Origin of the sequence: Pseudomonas gessardii, assembly GCF_001983165.1 — a bacterium.
Classification (GTDB): domain Bacteria; phylum Pseudomonadota; class Gammaproteobacteria; order Pseudomonadales; family Pseudomonadaceae; genus Aquipseudomonas; species Aquipseudomonas gessardii.
The window spans coordinates 26,569-49,788 of record NZ_MNPU01000011.1 but is presented as its reverse complement, the minus strand read 5'-3'; the positions used below and the strand labels follow the sequence as shown (position 1 = coordinate 49,788).

Here is a 23,220-nt window from a genome sequence, read left to right as displayed (position 1 = left end):
GGGGTGACAACGGGCTCGTCAACCTGCCGATACCAGCAGCGCCGTGGGAAACCCCGACGCCAAGACCAGGTACGCCACAATGGCGGCCAGGCACAGCCCGACAAATACCCGCAGCAGTGTCCTGGCGGTTGGGTGGGCGATGAACCTGATGCTCCAGATACACAGCCCGGCCATCAGGATGGCCAGGGCAAGAATGACCAGCACAGGGGTGTTCTCGGTTGCCATGGAAGCTGATTTATAGTCCCAAACCCGTCGGTTGGATAGTCGGCGCATAGACGCAGGCCCCGCTGTGTTCCTAAACTGCCGGCAGTCTTGGGCTGTAGGGCGTTTGTCATGAATCGCAATGAATTACGCAAGGCCGACATCAACCTGATGGTGGTCTTTGAAACGCTGATGCTTGAGCGCAACGTGACACGGGCGGCGGAGAAGCTGTTTCTCGGCCAGCCGACGATCAGTTCGGCCCTCAACCGCCTGCGCACGTTGTTCAACGACCCGCTGTTTATCCGCGTCGGCCACCGCATGGAACCCACGGCGCGGGCCGAGGAACTTATCCTGCATCTGTCGCCGGCCCTGGACTCGCTGTCGGCGGCGTTGAGCCTGACCCATGATTTCGACCCGTCTGTCAGCACCATGACCTTTCGCATCGGCCTGTCCGATGACGTCGAGTTCGGCCTGTTGCCGCCGCTGCTGCGGGCCCTGCGCAGCGAAGCGCCGCAGGTGGTGTTTGTGGTGCAGCACGTTGATTACTGGCGGATTCCCGATTTGCTGGCCTCTGGCGATATCACGGTCGGTATCACCCAGACGCGCGGCCTGCCGGCCAATGCCAAGCGCAAGTTGTTGCGCCATATCCGCCCCAGCGTGCTGCGCGCCGATGCCTCGGACCAGCCGCTGAGCCTCGACGAATACTGCGCGCGGCCCCATGTACTGGTGTCCCACACCGCCAACATCACGGGTTTTGCCGATGAGTGGCTGGCGCAGATCGGTCGCCAGCGGCACGTGGTGTTATCCGTGCCGCAATACAGCGCCTTGCCGGCACTGCTGGCCGGCACCGATATGATCGCCAGCCTGCCGGATTACACGGCCCAGGCCATGGCCGCGGCAGGCAGCCTGTTTTGTGAGCCGCTCCCGTTCGATACGCCGACCCTGGACCTGTCCATGGTCTGGCTCAGCCATGTGGACAGCGACCCGGCCGAACGTTGGATGCGTGCGCGGCTGGAGGCGTTTATGGGGGGGGAAGTGGCAAGCTAGTGCGACACCTCTCTTGCCGCTTAACTCCCACCCACCGCCGCCACCACCTGCTCCCGAAACCACGCATTGGCGCTTTCCTGCTCGCTGGCCTCGTTCCACTGCATATCCAGGGTAAACCCCGGCAGGCCGTTGGGCGCTTCGCAGTGGCCGAACTGCGGTTCCACGGCCAGTAGCTGTTGCACGCGCCGGGGCAGGGTGACGATAAAGTCGGTGCCGGCAATCATCTTCAGTGCCGCGCTGTAGCTGTTGGCCCGGGCGATGACCTGGCGCTTGTGGGCCTGGCGGGCCAGCCAGCCGTCGATCATGTTGGTGTCCGAGGTCCAGGGCGTGGGGAACACATGGCGCCGGGCGACGAAGGATTGCAGGCTGAACGCCGGCTCCCGTGGGGCGGCGTGTTTGTCGAAGACGCAGACCAGGTCGTCTTCGAGCAGCATCTGGGTCCTGAGGTCCTTGTGCTCACGATGAAAGTGCGGGCCGAAGCAGATCACCAGGTCCAGGCGCCCGTCGCGCAGGGCCTCGACGGGAATCTCGGTTTCCAGCTTCTGGACGTTGACGATCACCGGCAGGTCGGCGTGATCGAAGTTTCTCAACAGCCTGGGCAGGATCAGTTGCTCGAAATATTCGGGCGCGCAGAGGTTGAAGGTGACGGCTTTTTGCGTGGGGTCGAAGGCCTGGGCGCCCGCGTGGCAAAGGTTGATGCTTTCGAGGATTTTCTGCACATGCCCGTACATGGTGCTGGCTTTGTAGGTCGGGCGCATGCCGGCGCGGGTATTGATAAACAGATCATCTTCAAAGCTGGTGCGCAGTTTCTTGAGGCTGTAACTGACCGTGGACTGGCTGACAAACAGGGTTTCGGACACATCGGTGACGCTGCTTTGCTCATACACAGCGACAAACACCATCAGGTCCTGCATATCGAGCTTTCTAAGCAAGTTGCTGTTTAGCATTCGTTCCGTCCGTGGGCCTGTTGCGCGACCGCAGCGCAAACAAGGCAAAATGTTAACGGAACGCTCGTACCAATAGAAAGGTCTGTCGGACCTTTCTATGTCTACTGTGGGACAGATACTGTTTGGAATACGACGCCCCTAGCGGATATGCCGTGCATAGTGGCGCGGGTCGAAGCGCAGGACCATCAGCAGCATCACCACCACCACCGCGGTGAGCGACCACCAGGCCCACTCGAAACTGCCCAGTTGGTCGCGGATCACTCCGGCAATCAGCGGCGATATGCCGGCAATCAGGTAGCCGATGCCCTGCACGAACGCCGTCAGGCCACCGGCGCGGCGCGGGTTGTCCAGATGGTCGAGGGACAGGATCAGGCTCATCGGGAACAGCCCGCCAATGCCCAGGCCCAGCAGGCATGGCCACAGTAAGGTGAGGTGCTGTGGGGAGAGGATCAGGCCGCAGAAGCCGGCGATGATCAGCACCAGCAGCACGGCAACCACGCTGCGTTTGTCCTGGCGCCGATTGGCAATGGCCGGGGTGAGCAGCCCGGAGACCACCTCCATGGCGGTCAGGAAGCCCAGCAGCAGGCCGGCATTCTGTGCGCTCCAGCCTTGCTCGACGTAGTACGGCGCCAGCCACGCCAGTACGCAGGTGTAGGACGCGGTACCAAGGCCGAAAAAAATCGCCAGCAACCACGCGCGGCGATTGCCAAAAAAGGACGCCTGCGCGTCGGCACCGGTTTGGGGCAGGGGAGGGAACGCCGCGCGCTGGGCGGACCAGAACAGCAGCGCCACTACGGCGAGCACCGCCCAGATCGCCAGGCCGATGCGCCAACTGCCGGTCTGCACCTGGATGAACGGCGAGAACGACGCCGCCAATGCCGCGCCGCCCATGATCGCGGTGACGTACAGGCCCATGAACAGCGAAACGTTGTCACTAAAGCGCGACTTGATCAACGCGGGCAGCAACGCCTGGATCAGCGCAATGCCCACGCCGGCGGCGATGGCGCTGAGGATCAACTCGGCGGCGGAGTCGAGAAACAGCCGCGACAGGGTGGCGAAGCCAATCAGCACCAGCGCCAGCACGATGCTGCGATGCTCGCCAAAGCGTTTGCCCAGGCCGATGCCGAAGAACATCGCCAAGCCCATGGCCATCACCGGCAACATGGTCAGCAACGACGCGGCGCTGAAACTCAGCGGCACCTCGCCGCGGATCGACGACAACAAAGGCCCCACCGCCGCCATGGACGGCCGCAGGTTGAGGGCCACCAGCACGACGCTGATCATCAGCCAGAGGGCGGTGGTGGGTTTGGCGTGGACGTTTTCCATGGGCGGGCCTTGAGCGGACAAGGCTGCTATTAGGCGGCTGAGCAGGGCAGGGAGCAAATGAAAAAGTCGCAGGGGGTATTGAAAAACTGCCCCTGCAGGCGCCGGCAAGCCGGCTCCTGCAGGGGGGTGTCAGTAGCCTACGGTAAAGCGCTGGCGCGAATGCTTCGGGGTGTCCACTTCATCGATCAACGCAATGGCGAAGTCGGCAAAGCTGATCCAGCTGCGGCCCTCGCTGCTTACCAATAGGTCATCCTGGCCCAGGCGGAATGCGCCGGTGCGCTCGGTCTCGACAAACTCTGCCGAGGGCGAAAGGAAGGTCCAGTCCAGCGCCTTTTCCTGGCGCAAGGTCTCGAGGAACACCGCGCCAGCACTGGCTTCGGCCTTGTATTGGGCAGGGAAACCTTCGCTGTCGATGACCCGCCCACCGCCCGGCAACAGCAGCGAACCCGCACCGCCCACCACCAGCAGACGCGGCACACCAGCCTGTTTGACCGGCCCGATCACGGCGGCAGCGGGCAGGGTGGAAAAATGCGCGGCGCTGATCACCACATCGCTGCCGCTGATGGCCTGTTGCAGGGCATTGGCGTCCAGGGCGTCGGCCTGTTTGACGGTCAGGCCGGGGCGCGCGGCGAGAGCTGCGGTGTTGCGTGCGATGGCCGTGACCGTGTGGCCGCGACGCAGGGCTTCTTCCAGCAATTGGCTGCCGGCACGGCCGGTGGCACCAATGATTGCGATTTTGCTCATGACGTTCTCCAGTGCGGTAAGGGTTGGATCAATTCACCACTGCATTTCGCCCTTGGCGACTTTGGCGCTCAGTTCCAGGGAGCTTTCATCGGCCAGGTTCGGGTAGCGTTTTTTCATGGCTGCGATCAGGGCGGCGGAATCCTTGGCCTTGGCGGTTTCTAGGTCGAACGCCTTGATGTAGTCGGCCGTGAAGGCGACGGATTTGACCGAAGGCGTGCCCAGGTAGTGGCCGGGGACCACGGTGACCGGCTTGAGTTTTTCGATACGTTGCAGGGTGTCCAGCCAATCGGCATGGGATTGCGCGCTCTGGGTGTCGGCCATCCACAGGTGGATGTTTTGCGAGACCACCACACCGCCGACCACGGCCTTGATCGATGGGATCCAGACGAAGCTGCGATCGGGCTGCGGGCCGTCCAGGCCGATGACTTCCAGCGATTGCCCTTCAAGCGTCAGGTGATGGCCTTCGAGCACTTGGGGAATAAGGGTGTTGGCGGGTTTATCGGCGCCCATTTTCGGGCCCCAATAGGCGATTTTTCCGGCAACGGTGGCCTTGATATGCTCGACCACTGGCTGCGGTGCGAGGATCTTGGCCTGTGGGAAGGCGCGGGCCAGGGTGTCGAGGCCGAAGTAGTAATCCGGGTCGCCATGGCTGATATAGATGGTGGTCAGCTGTTTGCCGCTGGCGCGGATCTTCTGCACCAGTTGCTCGGCCTGGCCCTTGCCGAACTGCGCGTCCACCAGGATCGCGTCTTTTTCGCCGCTGACCAGCACCGAGCTGACGGGGAAGATCGCCGCTTCACCCGGGTTGTACACGTCGAGGGTGAGGTCGGCGGCGGCGGCGTGAGCGGCAAAGCCGAGTACGGTGGTGGCCAATACAAAACGCTTGAGGGTGGTGAGCATGTGCAGGTCCAGGTCAGAGGTGCCTTGGCAGGCGATGAACAGAGCTTAGTTGCACTGAACGCAGCAAAAAATGCGATGCTGGAACATAGTTTGTTTCTAAAGCCGGGCAAATCATGGATCGTCTTCAAGCAATGCGCGTGTTTGTCACGGTGGTCGACCTGGGCAGCCAGTCGGCGGCCGCCGATCATCTGGACCTGTCGCGCCCGGTGGTGTCGCGCTATCTGGCGGAGCTGGAGGACTGGGTCGGCGCACGCCTGATGCACCGCACCACGCGCAAGCTCAGCCTGACCGCCGCCGGCAGCGAAACCCTGCCGCGCTGCCGGCAGATGCTGGAATTGTCCTGCGACATGCAGGCCGCCGTCAGCGAACCGGACGACGCGCCCCGGGGCCTGGTGCGCCTGAGCGTCAGCACTTCGTTTGGCCAGGCGCAACTGGCCGAAGCGATGGCCGAGTACGTCAAGCGCTACCCGCTGGTGTCCATTGACCTGCAAATGCTCGACCGCACGGTGAACCTGGTGGATGAGCGCATTGACCTGGCGATCCGCACCAGCAACGACCTGGACCCCAACCTGATAGCGCGGCACCTGACCGTATGCCGCTCGGTGATCTGCGCATCGCCCGGCTATCTGCTGCAACACCCGCAACCCCGGCGGGTAGAAGAGCTGGCGGGGCACAACTGCCTGACCCATTCCTACTTTGGCAAAAGCCTGTGGCATTTCGAGGAGAACGGCGAACCCGTGTCGGTGCCGGTGCACGGCAATATCAGCGCCAATGAGGCCAGCACCTTGCTGCGCGTGACCCTGGCCGGGGCCGGGGTGGCGATGTTGCCCACCTATCAGGCCGGCGACTACATCCGCAGCGGCCAGTTGATCCGCCTGCTGCCCCAGGCCGAGCCCCGGCAGATGAACATGTACGCGGTGTATGCCTCGCGCAAGCACATGCCCCAGGCGTTGCGCAGCCTCTTGGATTTTTTGGTCGTGCGGTTCCCGCCAGAGCCACAATGGGATGCAGGGTTATAGGCCTGATAAGACGCCTGAATACCTGTCAAAACTGGCAACTCTTCCTGGCTGGCCTATGCTTAAGACAGCACCTTCTTGATCTGTCCGGAGGTCACCGCCATGACGATCAAAACCAGAAAGTACCTGAAGATTTTCACCCTCTGTGCCTTGGCCACGGCCCTCTACGGCACCGCCGTCTACCGCGCCGAACAGGCCCGCCTGCAACCCGGCATGGCCGCTGCCTGCAACCATGGGCAATGCACCTACTCGGCGACCCTGAGCGACTTGCGCTGACTAGGCGGGTGTGGGGTCAACCCGCATTCAGCTGTTCGCGAAACGCCTTGGGTGAAAACCCCACGCGCCGGCGAAACAGCCGCGAAAAGTTCGTCGGATCAGAGAACCCCAACACGTCCGACATTTCATTGATGGTCATGCTGGTGTAGGTCAAAAGGCGCTTGGCCTCCAGCAATTGGCGGTCGTGCATGATCTGCAAGGCCGGCTGCCCGCCCAGTTCGCGGCAGGTGCCGTTGAGGTGCGACACCGAGATCCCCAGCGTGTGCGCCAGGTCTTCGATCTTTGGGTGTTCACGGTAGTGCTGCTCCACCAACTGGGTGAAGCGCCGAAAATACTCAAGGCTGCGTGGTGCCCGTGGATGGCGGCGCTGGATGGCCTGGCGGCTGATCCACACCAGCAGCACGCTGACCAGGGCGTGCAGCATCATGTCCCGGGCCGGGAGGTCGTCGTTGTATTCGTCCTGCAGCCGTGCGAACAGGCTGTTGAGGTAGTCACTGTCCTCGCCCGCCGGGTAACTGCCCAGGGTGCTCAAGCCGTCTACCGCCGAGCCCAGTTGACCTTGTAGATGTGCCACCAGCGGCGCGGCCAGTGTCACCACAAACCCTTGCACATCCTCGGCAAACCGAAACCCATGCACGCATAACGGCGGCAGCACTTGCAGGGTCGATTCGGTCAGCGTCGTGCGCTGGCCTTCGATCTCCAGTTGCGCCTGGCCCTTGTACACATAGAGCAATTGGCACAGGTCGGCATGCCGGTGGGGTTGGATTTCCCACTGGTACTCGCGGCTGCGCCGGGAGATGGTCTCGCAATGCAACAAATCCGGGGTCGGCCACTGTTGGCTTTCTCCGTAGAGTTTGAACACTGGAATCGCGGGACTGGCATTTTTGGTCATGGTTTCAATCCGATACTCAGGACAGTGGTTCGGTAATCGCCCCAATTGGCGAAAAGCGCAGGTTTTGGCTCAGTTTTCACCTTCTGGTAATGGCCGCTCAAGGGAAAAATGCCAGCACCAAATCCAATGACAACGCTTTCACCGATAACGTTCGGGGGAAGCAGGCGGGCTATAAAAATAATGAAAACCCTGAAAACCCAAGTCGCCATCATCGGCGCCGGTCCTGCGGGGCTGTTGCTCGGCCAATTGCTGCACAACGCGGGGATTGAAACCCTGATCCTTGAGCGCCAGGCCCCGGACTATGTCCTTGGGCGCATTCGTGCCGGGGTGCTGGAGCAGGGCATGGTCGACCTGTTGCGCCAGGCGGGCGTCAGCCAACGCATGGACGCCGAGGGCCTGGTGCATGAAGGCTTCGAGCTGGCCCTGAATGGACGCTTGCAACATATCGACCTGAAAGCCCTGACCGGCGGCCAGACCGTGATGATCTACGGCCAGACCGAAGTCACCCGCGACCTGATGGCCGCCCGCGCGCAGGCCGGCGCGATCACCCTGTATGAAGCGCGCAATGTTCAGCCCCACGACCTCAAGGGCGAGCGGCCCTGGCTGACCTTCGAGCACCAGGGGCAGCCGGTGCGCCTGGACTGCGACTACATCGCCGGGTGCGACGGTTTCCATGGCGTGGCGCGCCAGTCGATTCCCGCCGGGGTGCTCCAGACCTTCGAGCGGGTCTACCCGTTCGGCTGGCTGGGACTCCTCGCCGACACCCCGCCGGTCCACGGGGAGCTGGTATACGCCAAGCACCCGCGCGGCTTCGCCCTGTGCAGCATGCGTTCGCCCAGCCGCAGCCGTTATTACCTGCAGGTGCCGGCCGAGGAGTCGCTTGATGCGTGGTCCGACCAGCGCTTCTGGGATGAACTCAAGGCGCGCCTGCCCAATGAGTTGGCGGCGCAATTGGTGACCGGGCCGTCGATTGAAAAGAGCATCGCCCCGCTGCGCAGTTTTGTGGTGGAGCCGATGCAGTACGGGCGCCTGTTCCTGCTGGGGGACGCCGCCCATATCGTGCCACCTACCGGTGCCAAGGGCCTGAACCTGGCGGCCAGCGATGTCAGCACCTTGTTCACTATCTTGCGCAAGGTGTACCGGGAAGGGCGCGTGGAGTTGCTGGAGCAATACTCACAGATCTGCCTGCGGCGGGTCTGGAAGGCCGAGCGGTTTTCCTGGTGGATGATCTCGATGTTGCACCCGTTTCCCGAGGCCGATGGCTTCAGCCAGCGCATTGCCCAGAGCGAGCTGGAGTATTTTGTCGAGTCTGAGGCGGGGCGCAAAACTATTGCAGAAAATTACGTCGGACTTCCTTACGAGGCTATCCAATAGCGGGCTATCGAGTAAGCTGTCGGGCATTGCCACGGGGCTCTTTTCCCGTGGGCCTTGCCTACAGGTTCTGTTGTGACCCAGACCACTCCTGCCGTACGCAGTATCCTGGCCGCGCTGATGCTGGCGATTTTCCTCGGCGCGCTGGACCAGACCATTGTGGCCGTGTCGATGCCGGCCATTTCCGCGCAGTTCAACGACGTCAACCTACTGGCCTGGGTTATCTCCGGCTATATGGTGGCGATGACCGTGGCGGTGCCGATCTACGGCAAGCTTGGCGACCTGTATGGGCGCCGGCCCATGATGTTGATCGGCATGGGCCTGTTCACCGTCGCCTCGCTGTTTTGTGGCCTGGCGCAAAGCATGGAACACCTGGTGTTGGCGCGCATCCTCCAGGGCATCGGCGCAGGCGGGATGATTTCCGTGAGCCAGGCGATCATCGGCGACATTATCCCGCCCCGCGAGCGTGGGCGTTACCAGGGTTACTTCAGCAGCATGTACGCGGTCGCCAGTGTGGCCGGGCCGGTGTTGGGCGGCTATATGACCCAATACCTGTCGTGGCGCTGGGTCTTTCTGATCAACCTGCCCTTGGGCGCGGGCGCCTGGTGGGTGGCCCATCGCACACTGGTGGGGCTGCCGGTGCCGCAGCGCAAGCCGATCATCGATTACCTGGGCACAGTGCTGATGATCATCGGCCTGACCGCGCTATTGCTGGGCATCACTGAAATCGGCCAGGGCCATCATTGGCGCGATAAGCCAGTCCTGGGCCTGTTGGCATGTGCCCTGCTGGCATTGACGGTGTTTGTCTGGCACGAGCGTCGGGCGCGGGAGCCGTTGTTGCCCATGCACCTGTTCGCCAACCGCAATGCGGTGCTGTGCTGGTGCACGATTTTCTTCACCAGTTTCCAGGCCATCTCGCTGGTCGTGCTGATGCCCCTGCGTTACCAGAGCGTCACCGGCGCCGGTGCCGACAGCGCCGCCCTGCACCTGCTGCCGCTGGCGATAGGCTTGCCCATGGGCGCGTTCTTTGCCGGACGCATGACCTCCGTGACCGGCCGCTATAAACCGATGATCCTGACCGGGGCGCTGCTTATGCCGATAGCGATCCTTGGCATGGCCTTCAGTGCCCCCCAGTCGCTGATCCTCAGCAGCCTGTTCATGGTGCTCAGTGGCATTGCGTCTGGCATGCAGTTCCCGACGTCCCTGGTGGGCACGCAAAACTCGGTGGCGCAACACGATATCGGCGTCGCCACCAGCACCACCAACCTGTTCCGCTCACTGGGGGGCGCGGTCGGCGTGGCCTGTATGTCGGCCTTGCTGTTGGCGTTGTTGCAGGATTCGAGCTTTGCCCATCTGGCCAGCGGCTCGATGATGGCTGAAGGCAGCTCCGGCAACGTCCTGCTCGATGGCCTCAACGCGGCCCCGGGCCCGGCGCAGGATGCCTTGCGCGCAGCGTTGCTGAGCACCTTCCAGCATTTGTTGATGGTCAGCGCGGCAGTGTCGTTGCTGGGGCTGGCGGCGGCGATTGTCATGCCCAATCAACTGCTGCGGGGGCGTGAGGACCGGGCGCGATAGCCGGACGATAGGGTCCGGCCTCAGCCAAGTGGCTCAAGGGCTGTAGTAACCCACCGCCACCAGAAAATGCCCACTCTTGCGCAGATAGGCATGCTTGTTTTCCACCTTGTCGGTCACCGGGTTTTTCCAGCGGTATTCATATTCCCCCTGACCCTGCTCCTTCATCAATTGCAGGATTGGCTCACCCACAGGCTTGCCGTCCGGGTCCTTGACCTTGGCGAAGTCGGTGTTGACCAGGCGCAGGTTGGTGCCGTGGGCCACATAGCGTCCGGTCTCCAGGTCGACCACAAACACATACAGGTCGTCCTGCAAAAATCCGCCTTGCAGCGCATTGATTGCCTTCAAGGTGGCGGCTGCGTTTTTCTCCAGTGCCTTGACCGCCTTGTCGCGCAGGGCCTTGGCCTGTTCGGGCGTGGCCCGGGGCAGGTAATAGCCGACGGCCAGGATGCGCTGGCCGATACGCTGGTAGAACACATGTTTGCGTTCCACCTTGCCGTCGTTCCAGTTCTGCCAGTGGTATTCGGCCTGCTGGATGCCATTGCCTTCCGGGATCTTCAGCGCGTCCTTGAAGGACTGGCGCAGGTCCGGCCCGAGCACTTCGGACACATCGCGCCCGATCAGCGCCGATGAAGGACCGCCACTGGCCAGCAGCACGCCCTTGGTATTGACCACGAACACATAGCGGTCCTTGTCGACAAACTCGCCCTGGCGGCTGAAGGCGGCAAAGGCTTTGTCACCGTTGTCGTGGTAATAAGCCAGGGCCTTTTCCAGCAAGGCCACGGCCGCTTTGGCGTCCTGTTCCTGGGAGGGTGCAGCGTGCACCTGGCTGAAACCCAATATCAGCAGCAGCCAGGTGGCTTGGAGCATTGCCTTCATTGACCCGTTCCTCGTTCTTGTGCAAGTCCCAAGAGCGTAGACGGTTGTCGGCGGGTTAGAACGGCTTGGTTGGCAGGTATTTACCGTCCAGGGTAATCACCGCACGGGAACCGCCGTCCGGGTCTTCGACCTTCTTGATGTCCAGCTTGAAGTTGATGGCGCTGATGATGCCGTCGCCGAACTGCTCGTGGACCAGGGCTTTGAGGGTTGAACCATAGACCTGCAGCATTTCATAGAACCGGTACACGGTCGGGTCCGTCGGAATGCCACCGGGGATGCTGCCACGCAGAGGCACGCTTTGCAGCAGGCGGCTGGCGTCCGCGTCCAGGCCCAGTTTGGCGCACACCACATCGGCGGCCTCCTTGGGCAGCGGGTGTTGCCCAAGCAGGGCGGCAGTGACGAATGCCAGGCTCAGGCCGGTGCCGTCGGCAAGATCCTGCCAGGACAGGTCCTTGCGAGCCTTGAGATCAATCACGGTGTCGGCCAGGGCCAGGCGTGGGGTTTGGCTCAATTGGGATTGCAGCATGATGGTTTCCTCTTCGGTTAATAAGCTTCAGGCGGCGTGCGCGCGGGTCTGTGGGTTGTCCAGCAGAGATATAAAGCGAGCGGTGCGGCCATCCAGGGCGTTGATACAACCACTTTCGATATCGTAGACCCAGCCATGCAGGTTCAGCCGGCCCTGTTCCAGCGCCAGGGCGACGCTGGGGTGGGTCTTGAGGTTGGCCAATTGTGCGACCACGTTTTCCCGTACCAGGTCGTCCAGGCGCTTCGCATCCGAGGCATGGGTACGGGCGGCGTTGATCACCTTGGCCGACTCGGCATGACGCAGCCAGTTGGCCACGGCGGGCAAGTGATCCAGGCATTTGCAGGTGGCGATAGCGGTCATGGCGCCGCAGTCGGAGTGGCCGCAAATCACGATATCGCGCACACCCAGTACCGCTACGGCATATTCGACCGTGGCCGAGACCCCACCCGGCTCCGGGCCGTAGGAGGGCACGATATTGCCGGCGTTGCGGATCACAAACAGATCGCCAGGTTCCTGCTGGGTCAACAGCTCCGGGACTACACGGCTGTCGGAACAGGAAACAAACAGCGTGCCGGGGTTTTGCGTGGTCGCCAGTTGCTTGAACAGGTCACTGCGCTGGCTGAAGGCTTCGTCCTGGAACTTGCGAAAGCCGTCGATGAGATGCTGCATGGTGTTTCTCCTTGCGTCGCTGATGGGGGCAAGGATGGAAGTGTTTGGTTATAGCGTCCAAGACCGGCTTATTATGGTTTCTATAAGTAGTGCCTATAGCTGGAGCGTTTTACATGCTGCTACGTCATATCCGTTACCTGCTGGCCGTTGCCGAGCACCGTAACTTCACGCGGGCCGCCGAGGCGTTGCATGTATCGCAGCCGACATTGTCGCAACAGATCAAGCAACTGGAAGAGCGCCTGGGGGCGCCGTTGCTGGATCGCTCTGGGCGTCGCGTCAACCTGACCGACGCGGGCCAGGCCTATGTGCGCTTCGCGCGCCTGGCCTTGCAGGATTTGCAGGCGGGCACCCGGGCCATGCATGACGTACAAGACCTGAGCCGCGGCAATTTGCGCCTGGCCATGACCCCGACCTTCACCGCGTACCTGATCGGGCCGCTGCTGGCACAGTTCTATGGCCTGTATCCGGGGATTAGCGTCAGCGTCGAGGAGATGACCCAGGATCGTCTTGAGTGCGCGCTGACCGAGGACCTGGTGGATATCGGTATTGGCTTTAGCGGCGAACACGTGCCAGATATCGAATGCCAAGAAGTGTTTGTCGAGGAGTTGAGCCTGGTGGCCAGCGCCAGTCATGCCACCTTGCACCGCAAACAGTGGCTCACGCTGGCGGACTTCAAGCAGCAACCCCTGGTGCTGTTGAACAGCGAATTTGTGACACGTCGTTACATCGATGACTATTGCCGCATGGTGGAGATGAAACCGCAGATTGCCATGGAGGCCAATTCGATCAGTGCGGTGATCGAGATTATTCGCCATACCCAACTGGCGACGATCCTGCCCCGTGAAGTGGCCATGGCCCAGCAGGGCTTGCACGCGGTGCAATTGCGCCCGCCATTGCCGCAGCGCACGGTGGCTTTGCTCAGTCGCAAGGGGGCTTATCGCAGCGCGGCATGCCGGGCGTTTGTCGAGCTGGCGAATGGGTGGCGAATGTTTAGTCATCCTGAAACTGCACTCCATCAAGACTGAATTTAATGGCTTGACCCGCCGTGTGACGCTGGCGCGCATCTCTTGACTGTGATCCCTGCATGGACGGTTCCCCCGACACTCACCCCGAGGCCTTGCCTGGCGCCATCGTGCCCAGCCGCCCGGTGTGTCGGCTGGGTGTTGATGCGCTGCCTTCGGAACTAGCCTTTTGGGCGCTGTGGCACTGCCGCCATGCGCGCCCGCCGGATACCTCTCCCTTACGCTGATTGCCCCCATTACGGGTGCGCCGTCGCGCGCGCCTGCCTGACGCAAACGTAAGAGAGTTGCCATGAGTCACGTATTTGCCAGCCTGCACGAAGCCCAGTCCTTTCTTGAGCACAACCCCGATATCGAGATGTTCGAGCTGTTTATCCTCGACAGCAACGGCGTGCCCCGCGGCAAGCTGCTGCACCGTGATGAACTGCTGGCGGTCTACGAAAGCGGCCGGCCGCTGCCCAGTACCATCCTGGGCCTGACCCTCAATGGCGACGATGTGGAAAACTCCGGCCTGGTGTGGGAGGTGGGGGATATCGACTGCCGCGCCTACCCGATCAGCGGCAGTTTGCAGCGCATGCCGTGGCGGTTGATCCCGACGGCGGCGGTGCAGGTCAGCATGCACCCCGAGGAAGGCCTGCCGGCGACGGTGGCCGACCCCCGGCACTTGCTGGCCAAGGTCATCGACGGGCTCAAGGCCGACGGTTATTACCCGGTGATGGCGGCGGAACTGGAGTTCTACCTGCTGGACCAGAAACCCGACAGCAATGGCCGCCCACAACCGGCGCGGGATATAGATGGCGGTCGCCCGCGCTCGACCCAGGTCTATGGCCTGCGGGAGTTGGAGCAGATCGAACCGTTTTTGGCCGACCTGTACAGCGCCTGCAAACTGCAAGGCATCCCCGCCCGCACGGCGATTTCCGAATACGCCCCGGGCCAGGTCGAGATCACCCTGGAGCATCGCAGCGATGCCTTGCAGGCGATGGACGAGGCGGTGCGCTACAAACGCCTGGTCAAGGGCGTGGCCCATAAACACGGGATGACGGCCTGTTTCATGGCCAAGCCGTTCGATGACCTGGCTGGCACCGGCATGCATATGCACGTCAGCCTGGCGGACGCAGACGGCAACAACCTGTTTGCCAGCGAGGCGGCCGACGGTACGCCGCTGCTGCGTCAGGCGGTCGGCGGCATGCTCAGCACCTTGCTCGACTCCTTGCTGCTGTTCTGTCCCAACGCCAACTCCTACCGCCGCTTCCAGAGCAACAGCTATGCGCCGCTGGCGGCCACCTGGGGGGTCGACAACCGCACGGTGAGCCTGCGTGTGCCGGGCGGCCCGGCGTTTTCGCGGCATATCGAACACCGCATCTGCGGCGCCGATGCCAACCCCTACCTGGCGGCGGCAGCCATTCTGGCGGGGATTCACCGCGGCATTCGCGAGCAGCGCGATCCCGGCGCGCCGGTCACGGGCAACGGTTACGCCCAGGCCAAGGAACTGCTGCCCACCGACTGGCTGACCACCTTGCGCGCATTGGAAGCTTCGGCCTGGGCGCGGGAGGCGTTCGGCCAGGCGTTCCTTGATGTGTACCTGGCGGTCAAGCGGGCCGAGTACCGGCAGTTCATGGGCGAAGTGGGCGAGCAGGACTGGCGCTGGTACCTGCACCAGGCGTGATGACGGGCCGTGGCGCTTTCAACCTTTTTTTCACGCGAGGGTGGTTAAGCTGAAGATCCAGTGTCCGTAGAGACCGGTTCATCTACATGAGTCCCGTGATGTCGTCACAACCCCCATCGTCCATCGAGGCTGAATTCGCCGCGTGCTGTGATCGTGACCACGCTCGGGTCTGCGGCGATCCGCGTCCGCCAACGTTGCTGCGCCGCTTATGGTTATGGCGCGATGAGCGTCTGGTGCGCCACGCCCTGAAAGTGGCGGGGGAGCCCGGGCTGGTGCTGGACCTGGCCTGTGGGGCCGGGCGTTTCTGGCCGGTGCTGGCCGAGCACAGTAACCGGGTGATCCTGGCCTCGGACCCGTCCCAGGCCATGCTTGACCATGCCCAGAGCCACCATGGCGCGGTATTTTTGCGGCGAATCAAGACGTTCCAGGGCTCGGCCTTTTCCATCGGCCTGTCGGCCAACGCGGTGGACTGCATTTTTTGCCTGGAGCTGTATCGCCACGTGCCTACGGCCGACGCGCGGTTGGCGCTGCTGCGTGAGTTTCACCGGGTCAGCCGCGACACCGTGATTGTCTCGGTGAACAACGACAGCCGCCACCGTGAACGCCAACCGCCAGGCACGGGGCAACCCTTGCGCTCCCATCGCATCGAGGTGGAAGCGGAGTTCCGCCAGGCGGGCTTCACGGTGCTTAACCAGCAAGAGTTCATGCCCGGCTCGGCCTTGTGGCGGGTTTATGTGTTGCGTAAACGAGGATAACCTTCAACGGTCGGGCTTTTCTTCGTCTCCTGTCAGAGTTTTCATGATGGCTGGCACACTGCGGGTGCTCGAAAGCCCCTCTGGCGATATATACTGCGCGCCATTCTTCAAGGGAGAGCCGTGTGGCCATCGATATTCACTGGATCTGCGACAACGATAGCCTCGGCCAGCATTGCGCCGAATGGCAGCAGTTGCCATTCGTCGCCCTCGACACCGAATTCATGCGGGTCGATACCTTCTATCCCATCGCCGGGTTGATCCAGATCGGGGATGGTGTACGCGCTTATCTGATCGATCCCCTGACCATCGATAACTGGCAACCCCTGGCCGCCCTGCTGGAAAACCCGGCGGTGATCAAGGTGGTACATGCCTGCAGCGAAGACCTGGAAGTGTTGCTGCGCCTGACCGGCAGCCTGCCGGTGCCGTTGTTCGATACCCAACTGGCGGCTGCCTACCTGAACCTCGGCTTCTCCATGGGCTACTCGCGCCTGGTGCAAGCGGTGCTCGACATCGAGCTGCCCAAGGGCGAGACCCGTTCGGACTGGCTGCAGCGGCCATTGTCCGAGACCCAGGTCAGTTATGCCGCCGAAGACGCGGTGCATCTGGCGCAGGTCTACACACGGCTGCGCCCGCGACTGTCCGACGAAAAATACGCCTGGGTCCTGGAAGATGGCGCCGAACTGGTGGCCAACCTGCGCCGCGAGATCGACCCCTACGAGGTCTACCGCGACGCCAAGCTGGCCTGGAAACTGTCCCGTGCCCAGCTCGCCGTGTTGCGTGAACTGTGCGCCTGGCGCGAACAGCAGGCCCGCGCCCGCGACCTGCCGCGCAACCGTATCCTGCGTGAACACTCGTTATGGCCCCTGGCCAAGTCCCAGCCGGATACCCTCGCGGCCCTGGGCAAGATCGAAGACATGCACCCACGCACCGTGCGCCAGGACGGCGAGTTCCTGCTGGGCCTGATCAAGCGTGCCGCCAGCGTGCCGATGGACCAATGGCCACCGGCCGTGCCTGAGCCGTTGCCGGTGGATGCCGCGGTGCTGATCAAGCAACTGCGCGCCCTGGGCCAGACCTTCGCCGAACGCCTGGACATGGCCCCGGAGCTGATGCTGCGCAAGAAAACCCTCGAGGCGCTGGTCAAGAGTGGCTACCCCGATGGGCCTTACCAATTGCCTGACTCGCTGCGTGGCTGGCGCCGCGAGCTGATGGGCCAGGTGCTGCTGGACAGCCTGGCCACTGCCGGAGAACAGCCTTGAAACATATTTGTTCCATCTACCGCAGCCCGAAACGCGCCGGCATGTACCTCTACGTGCTCAAGAGCGATGCCCTGGAGCGCGTGCCCGAAGGCCTGCTGACGGTATTCGGCAAGCCAGTACACGCGTTCAACCTGGTGCTGACGCCGGAGCGCAAGCTGCAGCAGGAAGATATCGTGGCGGTCCTGGCCAACCTGCAAAAGCAGGGCTACCACCTGCAAATGCCACCGCCGGACGACGAGTACATCGAACACTTGCCCGAAGAGCTGCTGCGCCGTAACGACCCGATGTGATCGACCCGTGTCCCGTTCGGGGCACGTTTGAATCGAATGACCTGGCGAGCCCCGAGCCCTGCAGTCAGTGTGCTGGCGGTGGCTGCCTGCACTGTTTTTGAAAGGTTTGAACCATGCGCGTTCTGATTGCAGAACAGGACCACCCGCTGTATGCCCGGCTGCTGCGCGAAGCAGCGCCGGATCTTGAAGTCCTGACCAGTGGCGACTCGGCCCAATTGTCGCGCCTGGCCGCCGATTGCCCGGTGTGGCTGGGCCAGCCGGACCTGCTGGCAACCCTGCTGCGCCAGGGCCATCACCCGCAATGGCTGCAATCGACCTGGGCCGGCATCACGCCGCTGTTGGCCGATGGCTTGCCACGGGATTATCGATTGACCCGTGCCGTTGGCATTTTCGGCCAGGTGATGGCCGAGTACGTGCTCACCTACCTGCTTGGTCACGAGCGTGAGGTGCTGGCGCGCCTGGTCAGCCAGGTCGAGCGCAAGTGGGACAACCGCATGGGCCAGAGCCTGGCGGGGCGCAAGGTGCTGATCGTCGGCACCGGCGATATCGGCCAGAGCGTGGCGCAGTTCCTGCTGCCCTTTGGCGTGGAGTTGTACGGCATTGCCAGCGAGGCCCGGGAGCAGGCCCCGTTTATCGAGGTGGCCGGGCCGGATCAACTGGGCCGCCTGGTGGGCGAGGTGGACTATGTGGTCAACCTGCTGCCCAACACGCCGAACACCCACGATCTGTACGATGCGGCGCTGTTCAAGCAGTTCAAGCCCACCGGCCTGTTTATCAACGTCGGTCGGGGCGTGGCGGTGGTGGATGCCGATCTGGTCGAGGCCCTGAAGGAAGGGCACCTGGCCGGTGCGGTCATCGACGTTTGCCGCCAGGAGCCACTGCCCCAGCGTCATCCGTTCTGGACGGCCTGGGGCTTGCTGTTGACCGGCCATAGCTCGGCGCCGACGTGCCCGCGGCGCATGGTGGCGCTGTTTGTCGAGAACCTGCGGGCGTACCAGGCCAAGGATTCGCTGCGGGGCGAGGTGAGCTTCGAGCGCGGTTATTGATCCGGCAGGCGCTGGCAAACCAACGCCTGCCATGTGTTACAGGCTGAAATCACCTGCCGCTACCAACTCGCTCAACGGCCGGCGCGGGCTTGGGGCTTCCCGGGCTTGCAGGTAGTCGGCCAGGGTCGACTTGTCGCCCAGCTTGCCCACGGCGACTGCCGCGTGCAGGGCATAGCCCTCGGGGATTTTCAGTTCCCGGCGGGTCAGTTCCTGATCGAAGCCAGCCATGCCATGGGTGTGCCAGCCGCTGATGCTGGCTTGCAGCGCCAGGTGGCCCCAGGCTGAGCCGGTGTCAAAGGTGTGCCACAGCGCCGGGGTTTCTTCAGTGGCGCCCGGCACGGTGAAGTCGGTTTTCGAGACCACGATCACCAACGCTGACGCATGTTGCGCCCAGCCCCGGTTGAATTCGTTCAGCAAGCCCAGGAACCGCTGCCAATCCGGCGTATCGCGACGGGCGTAGAGAAACCGCCAAGGCTGCGAGTTGTAGGCCGAAGGTGCCCAGCGCGCCGCCTCAAAGAAGCTCAGCAGGGTTTCTTCGGGGATACTTTCCCCGGTAAACGCACGCGGCGACCAGCGCTCGGTGAATTGCGGGTGGATCGGATAATCGGCAACGCGGGCTTGAGTACTCATAAGCGCATCCTGATGAAAAAACGGTGTTCAAAACTACTGCGTCACCGCGCACCTGACAAGCCTGGCCCTACCGGCAGTCGTAAGCGCTTGGCCCCGGGGGGCTTGGGCACTAGACTGGCGGCCTTTTCACCTATTGATACTGATGCAGAGCCATGGCCGCCAAAGTCGAACCTTTCTGGATACGCAAAACCCTTGAGCACCTCGACCAGGAGGAATGGGAGTCGCTGTGCGACGGCTGTGGCCTGTGCTGCCTGCAAAAGCTTGAAGATGAAGACGACAACAGCGTCTATTACACACGTATCGCCTGCAAACTGCTGGACCTGAAGACCTGCCAGTGCACCGACTACCCTAATCGTCGGGACTCGGTGCCCGATTGCATCCAGCTCACCCCGGGCCAGGCCGATCAGTTCAAATGGTTGCCACCGACCTGTGGCTATCGCCTGGTCAGTGAGCGCAAGGACTTGCCGCTCTGGCACCACCTGGTCTGCGGTGACCGCGATGCGGTGCACCACGAACGCATTTCCCAATCCGGGCGCATGCTCAGCGAAGGCAGCGTGCCCGAGGACGATTGGGAGGATTACCTGATTTTCCGCGCAGGCTGAGGAGAGCGTATGACGGTCCAAGCCAGGCTGATGGCGAGCCTGCTGTTGCTGGGGTTGAGCGCGTCGGCGTGGTCGGCGAAAAAGGTCGACCTCGATTATTACGTCAAGCTGTTACCCCAAAGCGATCAGGCCGAGGTGCGCCTGAGCCTGTCCCAGGGCTCGGCGGTGCGCAGCCTGGACTTCGACCTGGGCCGCGACGGTGACTACAGCGACTTCAAGGCCGACGGCCAGTGGCAGGTCACGCCAGCAGTGGGGGCCAGTCGCGGCCTGTGGCAGCCGGGCGCCGACAAGGCCAGCCTGACCTACCGCGTGCGCCTGAGCCATGCGCGCAAGGCCGGCCTCTACGAATCGCGCATGACCCCCAGTTGGGCGCTGTTTCGCGGGGAGGACCTGGTGCCAGCGGCGCGCCTGGACCAGCAGGACGGCGTGGAGCTGGTGTCGCGGCTGACCTTCGAGCTGCCGCCGGGGTGGAAAAGCGTTGAGACCCCTTGGCCGCGCATCGGCAAGCATAAGTTCCGCATCGACAATGTCTCCCGCCTGTTCGACCGGCCCATCGGCTGGATGCTCGCCGGCAACCTGGGCAGCCGCCGGGTGCGCCTGGGCGAAACCGAAATCAGCGTGGCCTCGCCCAAGGGCCAGGCCATGCGCCGCATGGATGTGCTGACCTTGCTGACGTTTGTCTGGCCCCAGGTGCAAGCGGCGTTTCCCCGGCATCCGGCCAAGCTGCTGGTGGTGGGCGCCAGTGATCCGATGCGCCGTGGCGCGTTTGCCGGGCGTGATTCGGTGTACCTCAATAGCCGTACGCCGTTGGTCAGCGAAAACGGCAGCAGCCCGTTGATTCGCGAAGTGGTGCAGGCCATTGGCCGGTTCAACGACCAGCAGGGCAGCGACTGGATCAGCGAAGGCCTCGCGGAGTATTACGCCATCGAGTTGCTGCGGCGCGCGGGCGGTATCAGCGATGAGCGCTATGGGGCGATCCAGGCGCGCTTGAGCAAGGACGGCAAGGGCGTGACGACGTTGCGCGGCGAGCACGTCAGCGGCGCCACGGTGGCGCGGGCGGTGGTGGTGTTGCAGGAGCTGGATCGCGAGATCCGCCTGAAAACCCACAACAAACGCTCCCTGGATGACCTGACCCAGGCGCTGATGCGCCTGGACAGCATCACCACCCAGGCGTTTGTGCAGTTGGCCGCCAGCGTGATCGGCGAATCCTCGGTGGTGCTCGACAGCAAATTGCTGCGCTGAACCTCAACGGTGGGAACACCGCTTGTGTAGGCACTGGGCTTGTGTGGGAACTGCATTTGTGTGGGAGCTGGCCCAGTTTCCACACAAGTTGTGTCAGTGGGTGGTTTTTTCGGCAGCCACTTGTTGCGCCCGGGTCTTGAGGGTTTTCAGTTCCTCACCGGCCCGTTCGATTTTAGTGCGCACGCTGTTCATATCCCGGCGGCTTTTTTCCAGCAGCGACTTGGCCGAACTATGCCCGCTGATCCCGCGCGCGAACGCCACGCCGCCAATCGCCACCTGGACCAGGCCGAAAAAACCGCCCCGGCGAATGCCCTTGCCCATCATCACCACACCACCGGCCAGGGAGCCAATGCGCTCCCAGCCCTGGACGTTCTGGGTCGGCTGGGTCTGGAACGACGTCGATTCAATCACGGGGTTGAGGGTTTTGCTGTCGCTCATGGTCTGTCTCCAACAAAGGGCCATAGATATTCAGCTGACTGCGGGCAGGCGGTGGATGTTCCCAAAAAATCAGTACTTGGGGCCCGAGCGGGTGTTATTGCCCTTGGCCAGGCGGTCGTAGAGCACCACATTGACGGTGGCCGCCAGGTTCATGCAGCCGGTGGTCGGAATGTAGATCACGTCTTCGCACCAGTCGCGGATCTCTTTGTCGAGGGAGCCGTCTTCGGGGCCGAAGATATACAGCGCGCGATCAGGATGGGTGTACTCCGGCAACGGCCGGGCCCCGTCCACCAACTCCACGGCGACCGGGATACAGCCCAGGGGCAGGATTTTTTTCAGGTCGTCGATACCGATCAGCGGGATATCGTGGTGGACCTTCTTGGTGTCGGTAATAAAGTCCCGGGCCCGCTCATAGCGTTTACCGGTGTAAAACACCGAAGCCACGCCATAGCAGCCGGCGGCGCGCATGACCGAACCGACGTTTTCGGGGGATTTGGGGTTATACAGACCGATGCAGCTGTAGCGTTTATTGCCCACGGGAGAGGGTGCCTTCGAGAAAAACCGCGATTATACGGGGATTGCTCGATCTGCGGTCGGTATAGAAATGGCGTGTCTGGGCGATTGTCATCGCGGCGATACGGCGACCCGACAAGCCCGGCTCCCACAGGTGAATGCATTTCAAATGTGGGAGCCAGGCTTGTCGGATCGCCGCATCGCCGCGATGGCGTCGTAACGTTCAGCGACGACCGTCAGTCGTCCTTCTTCATCAACCCCGCCAACGCCGCAAACGGGTTGTGCGTAGCCTTGGCAATGGTCGGGCTGCTGGTGGAGCCTTCGCCGAAGTACTGTTGGTCGGTATAGCGCGAGTGCTCGTTGTCGTGGCAGTACAGGCACAGCAACTCCCAGTTGGAGCCGTCCTGGGGGTTGTCATCATGGTTGTGGTTACGGTGGTGCACGGTCAGTTCGCTGAGGCGCTTGCCGGCGAACTCACGGGCACAGCGGCCACACACGTGGGGGTACATTTTCAGGGCTTTGTCGCGGTAGCCCATTTCCCGGTCGCGCTGGGCATCGGCGAGGATGCGGTCCAGCTTGGCGGTGTGGGAGGGCGGGTTGGTCGAGCTCATCATGGCTCCTGTTTTTAGTGGCTCACGGATAGCGTTGATTCTAGCTGCTCGCGGGGCAATTTACTTCAGCCCTTGAGCTTCTCGGCAATCCAGATGGTATGCCGGGTGCCCTTGTTGCCGTGGGCGAAGACTTGCACTTGCTCGGCCTTGAAGCCGGCCTTGCGCAGTTTGTCGCTGAACTGCTTGTCGGCGCTGGCCGACCACACCGCCAGCACGCCCTTGGGCCGCAGGGCCTTGGCGCAGGCGCTGAGGCCGCCGGCGGAGTACAGCCAGCTGTTGGCTTTCTGCGTCAGGCCTTCGGGGCCGTTGTCGACATCGAGCATGATTGCATCAAAGCCCTGGGGCTCGGCTTGCAGCACCTTGGCCACGTCTTCCAGGCGGATCACGGTGCGCGGGTCCTGCAACGGGTTGCCGGACTTTTCCCCCAGGGGGCCGCGATTCCATTCCACGACGCCCGGCACCAGCTCAGCCACCACCACTTGTGCCGTCTTGCCCAGGTGCTTGAGCGCCGAGGCCAGGGTGAACCCCATGCCCAGGCCGCCAATCAACACCCGTGAACCGGGGCGCCCGGCGACCTTGCGGCAGGGGATCTCGGCCAGGGCATCTTCGGAACCGTGCATGCGCGTGTTCATCAATTGCCCGCCGTCACCGCCCTGGATCTTGATCACAAAATCCTCGCCATACTCGAACAGGCACAGGGCGCCGCCGTTATCGGGAATGGGGGTGGTGTCGAGCAGCACGAAACGTTTCATGGAAATCTCATTGGGAAGGGCATTCTTGCGCGGT

Annotated in this window: 27 protein-coding genes; 13 read left to right on the top strand and 14 right to left on the bottom strand. The window is 62.8% G+C overall.

Annotation, left to right across the window (positions count from 1 at the left end; genetic code table 11):
- Positions 1–18: 18 nt before the first annotated feature.
- Positions 19–225, bottom strand: a complete 207-nt coding sequence (locus BLL38_RS10300; protein WP_154220497.1) for a hypothetical protein — start codon at positions 223–225, stop codon at positions 19–21.
- Positions 226–333: 108 nt separating this feature from the next.
- Here BLL38_RS10300 and BLL38_RS10295 point away from each other — a divergent pair, with 108 nt between their 5' ends.
- Positions 334–1,248: a LysR substrate-binding domain-containing protein gene (locus BLL38_RS10295; RefSeq protein WP_076962478.1), complete on the top strand. Its 915-nt coding sequence runs from the start codon at positions 334–336 to the stop codon at positions 1,246–1,248.
- A gap of 20 nt (positions 1,249–1,268) precedes the next feature.
- Here the strand turns inward: BLL38_RS10295 and BLL38_RS10290 are convergent, their stop codons facing one another.
- The 4 genes from BLL38_RS10290 to BLL38_RS10275 form a co-directional block, all read right to left on the bottom strand.
- Positions 1,269–2,195 (bottom strand): LysR family transcriptional regulator, encoded by a 927-nt coding sequence (locus BLL38_RS10290; protein ID WP_076962477.1) that lies wholly within the window; start codon positions 2,193–2,195, stop codon positions 1,269–1,271.
- A gap of 138 nt (positions 2,196–2,333) precedes the next feature.
- Positions 2,334–3,521 carry a cyanate transporter gene (locus BLL38_RS10285; protein WP_076962476.1) on the bottom strand — a complete coding sequence of 396 codons (1,188 nt, stop codon included), beginning with the start codon at positions 3,519–3,521 and terminating at the stop codon, positions 2,334–2,336.
- A 129-nt stretch (positions 3,522–3,650) separates the two neighbouring features.
- Positions 3,651–4,265 carry an NAD(P)-dependent oxidoreductase gene (locus BLL38_RS10280; RefSeq protein ID WP_076962475.1) on the bottom strand — a complete coding sequence of 205 codons (615 nt, stop codon included), beginning with the start codon at positions 4,263–4,265 and terminating at the stop codon, positions 3,651–3,653.
- 33 nt (positions 4,266–4,298) lie between these two features.
- On the bottom strand, positions 4,299–5,165 hold the full coding sequence (locus tag BLL38_RS10275; protein WP_076962474.1) for an MBL fold metallo-hydrolase: 867 nt from the start codon (positions 5,163–5,165) through the stop codon (positions 4,299–4,301).
- A gap of 113 nt (positions 5,166–5,278) precedes the next feature.
- Between BLL38_RS10275 and BLL38_RS10270 the strand changes: the two genes are divergently transcribed.
- Entirely contained in the window at positions 5,279–6,184 is a 906-nt protein-coding gene (locus BLL38_RS10270; RefSeq protein ID WP_076962473.1) for a LysR family transcriptional regulator, read from the top strand.
- A gap of 99 nt (positions 6,185–6,283) precedes the next feature.
- A complete protein-coding gene (locus tag BLL38_RS31095; protein ID WP_162843704.1) occupies positions 6,284–6,457 on the top strand; it encodes a hypothetical protein in 174 nt (57 codons plus the stop codon).
- Positions 6,458–6,473: 16 nt separating this feature from the next.
- On the opposite strand, the gene BLL38_RS10265 is transcribed toward BLL38_RS31095, so the two are convergent.
- Positions 6,474–7,349, bottom strand: coding sequence for a helix-turn-helix domain-containing protein (locus tag BLL38_RS10265; protein ID WP_076962472.1), 876 nt, complete (start codon positions 7,347–7,349; stop codon positions 6,474–6,476).
- Positions 7,350–7,538: 189 nt separating this feature from the next.
- On the opposite strand from BLL38_RS10265, the gene pobA reads away from it, so the two are divergent.
- Both pobA and BLL38_RS10255 read left to right on the top strand, forming a co-directional pair.
- Entirely contained in the window at positions 7,539–8,723 is a 1,185-nt protein-coding gene (gene pobA / locus BLL38_RS10260; protein ID WP_174553793.1) for a 4-hydroxybenzoate 3-monooxygenase, read from the top strand.
- A gap of 72 nt (positions 8,724–8,795) precedes the next feature.
- Positions 8,796–10,295, top strand: a complete 1,500-nt coding sequence (locus BLL38_RS10255; RefSeq protein WP_278045927.1) for an MDR family MFS transporter — start codon at positions 8,796–8,798, stop codon at positions 10,293–10,295.
- A gap of 33 nt (positions 10,296–10,328) precedes the next feature.
- Here BLL38_RS10255 and BLL38_RS10250 read toward each other — a convergent pair whose 3' ends face one another.
- The 3 genes from BLL38_RS10250 to BLL38_RS10240 are packed head-to-tail and all read right to left on the bottom strand — an operon-like array spanning position 10,329 to position 12,366.
- Positions 10,329–11,171, bottom strand: coding sequence for a cache domain-containing protein (locus tag BLL38_RS10250; RefSeq protein ID WP_076962469.1), 843 nt, complete (start codon positions 11,169–11,171; stop codon positions 10,329–10,331).
- Between the two features lie 55 nt (positions 11,172–11,226).
- Positions 11,227–11,697, bottom strand: a complete 471-nt coding sequence (gene cynS, locus BLL38_RS10245) for a cyanase (protein ID WP_076962468.1) — start codon at positions 11,695–11,697, stop codon at positions 11,227–11,229.
- A 27-nt stretch (positions 11,698–11,724) separates the two neighbouring features.
- On the bottom strand, positions 11,725–12,366 hold the full coding sequence (locus BLL38_RS10240; RefSeq protein ID WP_076962467.1) for a carbonic anhydrase: 642 nt from the start codon (positions 12,364–12,366) through the stop codon (positions 11,725–11,727).
- 113 nt (positions 12,367–12,479) lie between these two features.
- On the opposite strand from BLL38_RS10240, the gene cynR reads away from it, so the two are divergent.
- The 6 genes from cynR to BLL38_RS10210 all read left to right on the top strand — a co-directional run bounded on the left by cynR (position 12,480) and on the right by BLL38_RS10210 (position 18,398).
- Entirely contained in the window at positions 12,480–13,391 is a 912-nt protein-coding gene (gene cynR / locus BLL38_RS10235) for a transcriptional regulator CynR (RefSeq protein ID WP_076962466.1), read from the top strand.
- Between the two features lie 286 nt (positions 13,392–13,677).
- Positions 13,678–15,051, top strand: a complete 1,374-nt coding sequence (locus BLL38_RS10230; protein WP_076962465.1) for a glutamine synthetase family protein — start codon at positions 13,678–13,680, stop codon at positions 15,049–15,051.
- Between the two features lie 98 nt (positions 15,052–15,149).
- Positions 15,150–15,806, top strand: a complete 657-nt coding sequence (locus BLL38_RS10225) for a class I SAM-dependent methyltransferase (RefSeq protein ID WP_076962464.1) — start codon at positions 15,150–15,152, stop codon at positions 15,804–15,806.
- 122 nt (positions 15,807–15,928) lie between these two features.
- On the top strand, positions 15,929–17,062 hold the full coding sequence (gene rnd, locus BLL38_RS10220; RefSeq protein WP_076962463.1) for a ribonuclease D: 1,134 nt from the start codon (positions 15,929–15,931) through the stop codon (positions 17,060–17,062).
- Entirely contained in the window at positions 17,059–17,352 is a 294-nt protein-coding gene (locus BLL38_RS10215) for a YcgL domain-containing protein (protein WP_032863507.1), read from the top strand. The genes rnd and BLL38_RS10215 overlap by 4 nt, the downstream gene beginning before the upstream one ends.
- Before the next feature lie 113 nt (positions 17,353–17,465).
- On the top strand, positions 17,466–18,398 hold the full coding sequence (locus tag BLL38_RS10210; protein ID WP_076962462.1) for a D-2-hydroxyacid dehydrogenase: 933 nt from the start codon (positions 17,466–17,468) through the stop codon (positions 18,396–18,398).
- A gap of 36 nt (positions 18,399–18,434) precedes the next feature.
- Here the strand turns inward: BLL38_RS10210 and BLL38_RS10205 are convergent, their stop codons facing one another.
- Positions 18,435–19,028 carry a nitroreductase family protein gene (locus BLL38_RS10205; protein WP_076962461.1) on the bottom strand — a complete coding sequence of 198 codons (594 nt, stop codon included), beginning with the start codon at positions 19,026–19,028 and terminating at the stop codon, positions 18,435–18,437.
- Between the two features lie 152 nt (positions 19,029–19,180).
- Between BLL38_RS10205 and BLL38_RS10200 the strand changes: the two genes are divergently transcribed.
- Together BLL38_RS10200 and BLL38_RS10195 are read left to right on the top strand one after the other, a co-directional pair.
- On the top strand, positions 19,181–19,630 hold the full coding sequence (locus BLL38_RS10200) for a YcgN family cysteine cluster protein (RefSeq protein WP_029292333.1): 450 nt from the start codon (positions 19,181–19,183) through the stop codon (positions 19,628–19,630).
- 9 nt (positions 19,631–19,639) lie between these two features.
- Complete coding sequence (locus BLL38_RS10195) at positions 19,640–20,872, top strand: hypothetical protein (protein WP_076962460.1); 1,233 nt, start codon at positions 19,640–19,642, stop codon at positions 20,870–20,872.
- Between the two features lie 93 nt (positions 20,873–20,965).
- Here BLL38_RS10195 and BLL38_RS10190 read toward each other — a convergent pair whose 3' ends face one another.
- The 4 genes from BLL38_RS10190 to BLL38_RS10175 form a co-directional block, all read right to left on the bottom strand.
- Entirely contained in the window at positions 20,966–21,310 is a 345-nt protein-coding gene (locus tag BLL38_RS10190; protein ID WP_076962459.1) for a YgaP family membrane protein, read from the bottom strand.
- 69 nt (positions 21,311–21,379) lie between these two features.
- Positions 21,380–21,847: an RNA methyltransferase gene (locus BLL38_RS10185; protein WP_032863501.1), complete on the bottom strand. Its 468-nt coding sequence runs from the start codon at positions 21,845–21,847 to the stop codon at positions 21,380–21,382.
- A 212-nt stretch (positions 21,848–22,059) separates the two neighbouring features.
- Entirely contained in the window at positions 22,060–22,434 is a 375-nt protein-coding gene (locus BLL38_RS10180) for a YajD family HNH nuclease (RefSeq protein WP_003210675.1), read from the bottom strand.
- 65 nt (positions 22,435–22,499) lie between these two features.
- Positions 22,500–23,186, bottom strand: coding sequence for a spermidine synthase (locus BLL38_RS10175; protein ID WP_076962458.1), 687 nt, complete (start codon positions 23,184–23,186; stop codon positions 22,500–22,502).
- Between the last annotated feature and the right edge of the window lie 34 nt (positions 23,187–23,220).

What these genes read in the sequence shown, in the direction of transcription:
- BLL38_RS10300 (WP_154220497.1), bottom strand. Translation starts at nt 225, where the DNA reads ATGGCAACCGAGAACACCCCTGTGCTGGTCATTCTTGCCCTGGCCATC.
- BLL38_RS10295 (WP_076962478.1), top strand. Translation starts at nt 334, where the DNA reads ATGAATCGCAATGAATTACGCAAGGCCGACATCAACCTGATGGTGGTC.
- BLL38_RS10290 (WP_076962477.1), bottom strand. Translation starts at nt 2,195, where the DNA reads ATGCTAAACAGCAACTTGCTTAGAAAGCTCGATATGCAGGACCTGATG.
- BLL38_RS10285 (WP_076962476.1), bottom strand. Translation starts at nt 3,521, where the DNA reads ATGGAAAACGTCCACGCCAAACCCACCACCGCCCTCTGGCTGATGATC.
- BLL38_RS10280 (WP_076962475.1), bottom strand. Translation starts at nt 4,265, where the DNA reads ATGAGCAAAATCGCAATCATTGGTGCCACCGGCCGTGCCGGCAGCCAA.
- BLL38_RS10275 (WP_076962474.1), bottom strand. Translation starts at nt 5,165, where the DNA reads ATGCTCACCACCCTCAAGCGTTTTGTATTGGCCACCACCGTACTCGGC.
- BLL38_RS10270 (WP_076962473.1), top strand. Translation starts at nt 5,279, where the DNA reads ATGGATCGTCTTCAAGCAATGCGCGTGTTTGTCACGGTGGTCGACCTG.
- BLL38_RS31095 (WP_162843704.1), top strand. Translation starts at nt 6,284, where the DNA reads ATGACGATCAAAACCAGAAAGTACCTGAAGATTTTCACCCTCTGTGCC.
- BLL38_RS10265 (WP_076962472.1), bottom strand. Translation starts at nt 7,349, where the DNA reads ATGACCAAAAATGCCAGTCCCGCGATTCCAGTGTTCAAACTCTACGGA.
- BLL38_RS10250 (WP_076962469.1), bottom strand. Translation starts at nt 11,171, where the DNA reads ATGAAGGCAATGCTCCAAGCCACCTGGCTGCTGCTGATATTGGGTTTC.
- cynS (WP_076962468.1), bottom strand. Translation starts at nt 11,697, where the DNA reads ATGCTGCAATCCCAATTGAGCCAAACCCCACGCCTGGCCCTGGCCGAC.
- BLL38_RS10240 (WP_076962467.1), bottom strand. Translation starts at nt 12,366, where the DNA reads ATGCAGCATCTCATCGACGGCTTTCGCAAGTTCCAGGACGAAGCCTTC.
- cynR (WP_076962466.1), top strand. Translation starts at nt 12,480, where the DNA reads ATGCTGCTACGTCATATCCGTTACCTGCTGGCCGTTGCCGAGCACCGT.
- BLL38_RS10230 (WP_076962465.1), top strand. Translation starts at nt 13,678, where the DNA reads ATGAGTCACGTATTTGCCAGCCTGCACGAAGCCCAGTCCTTTCTTGAG.
- BLL38_RS10225 (WP_076962464.1), top strand. Translation starts at nt 15,150, where the DNA reads ATGTCGTCACAACCCCCATCGTCCATCGAGGCTGAATTCGCCGCGTGC.
- BLL38_RS10210 (WP_076962462.1), top strand. Translation starts at nt 17,466, where the DNA reads ATGCGCGTTCTGATTGCAGAACAGGACCACCCGCTGTATGCCCGGCTG.
- BLL38_RS10205 (WP_076962461.1), bottom strand. Translation starts at nt 19,028, where the DNA reads ATGAGTACTCAAGCCCGCGTTGCCGATTATCCGATCCACCCGCAATTC.
- BLL38_RS10200 (WP_029292333.1), top strand. Translation starts at nt 19,181, where the DNA reads ATGGCCGCCAAAGTCGAACCTTTCTGGATACGCAAAACCCTTGAGCAC.
- BLL38_RS10195 (WP_076962460.1), top strand. Translation starts at nt 19,640, where the DNA reads ATGACGGTCCAAGCCAGGCTGATGGCGAGCCTGCTGTTGCTGGGGTTG.
- BLL38_RS10190 (WP_076962459.1), bottom strand. Translation starts at nt 21,310, where the DNA reads ATGAGCGACAGCAAAACCCTCAACCCCGTGATTGAATCGACGTCGTTC.
- BLL38_RS10180 (WP_003210675.1), bottom strand. Translation starts at nt 22,434, where the DNA reads ATGAGCTCGACCAACCCGCCCTCCCACACCGCCAAGCTGGACCGCATC.
- BLL38_RS10175 (WP_076962458.1), bottom strand. Translation starts at nt 23,186, where the DNA reads ATGAAACGTTTCGTGCTGCTCGACACCACCCCCATTCCCGATAACGGC.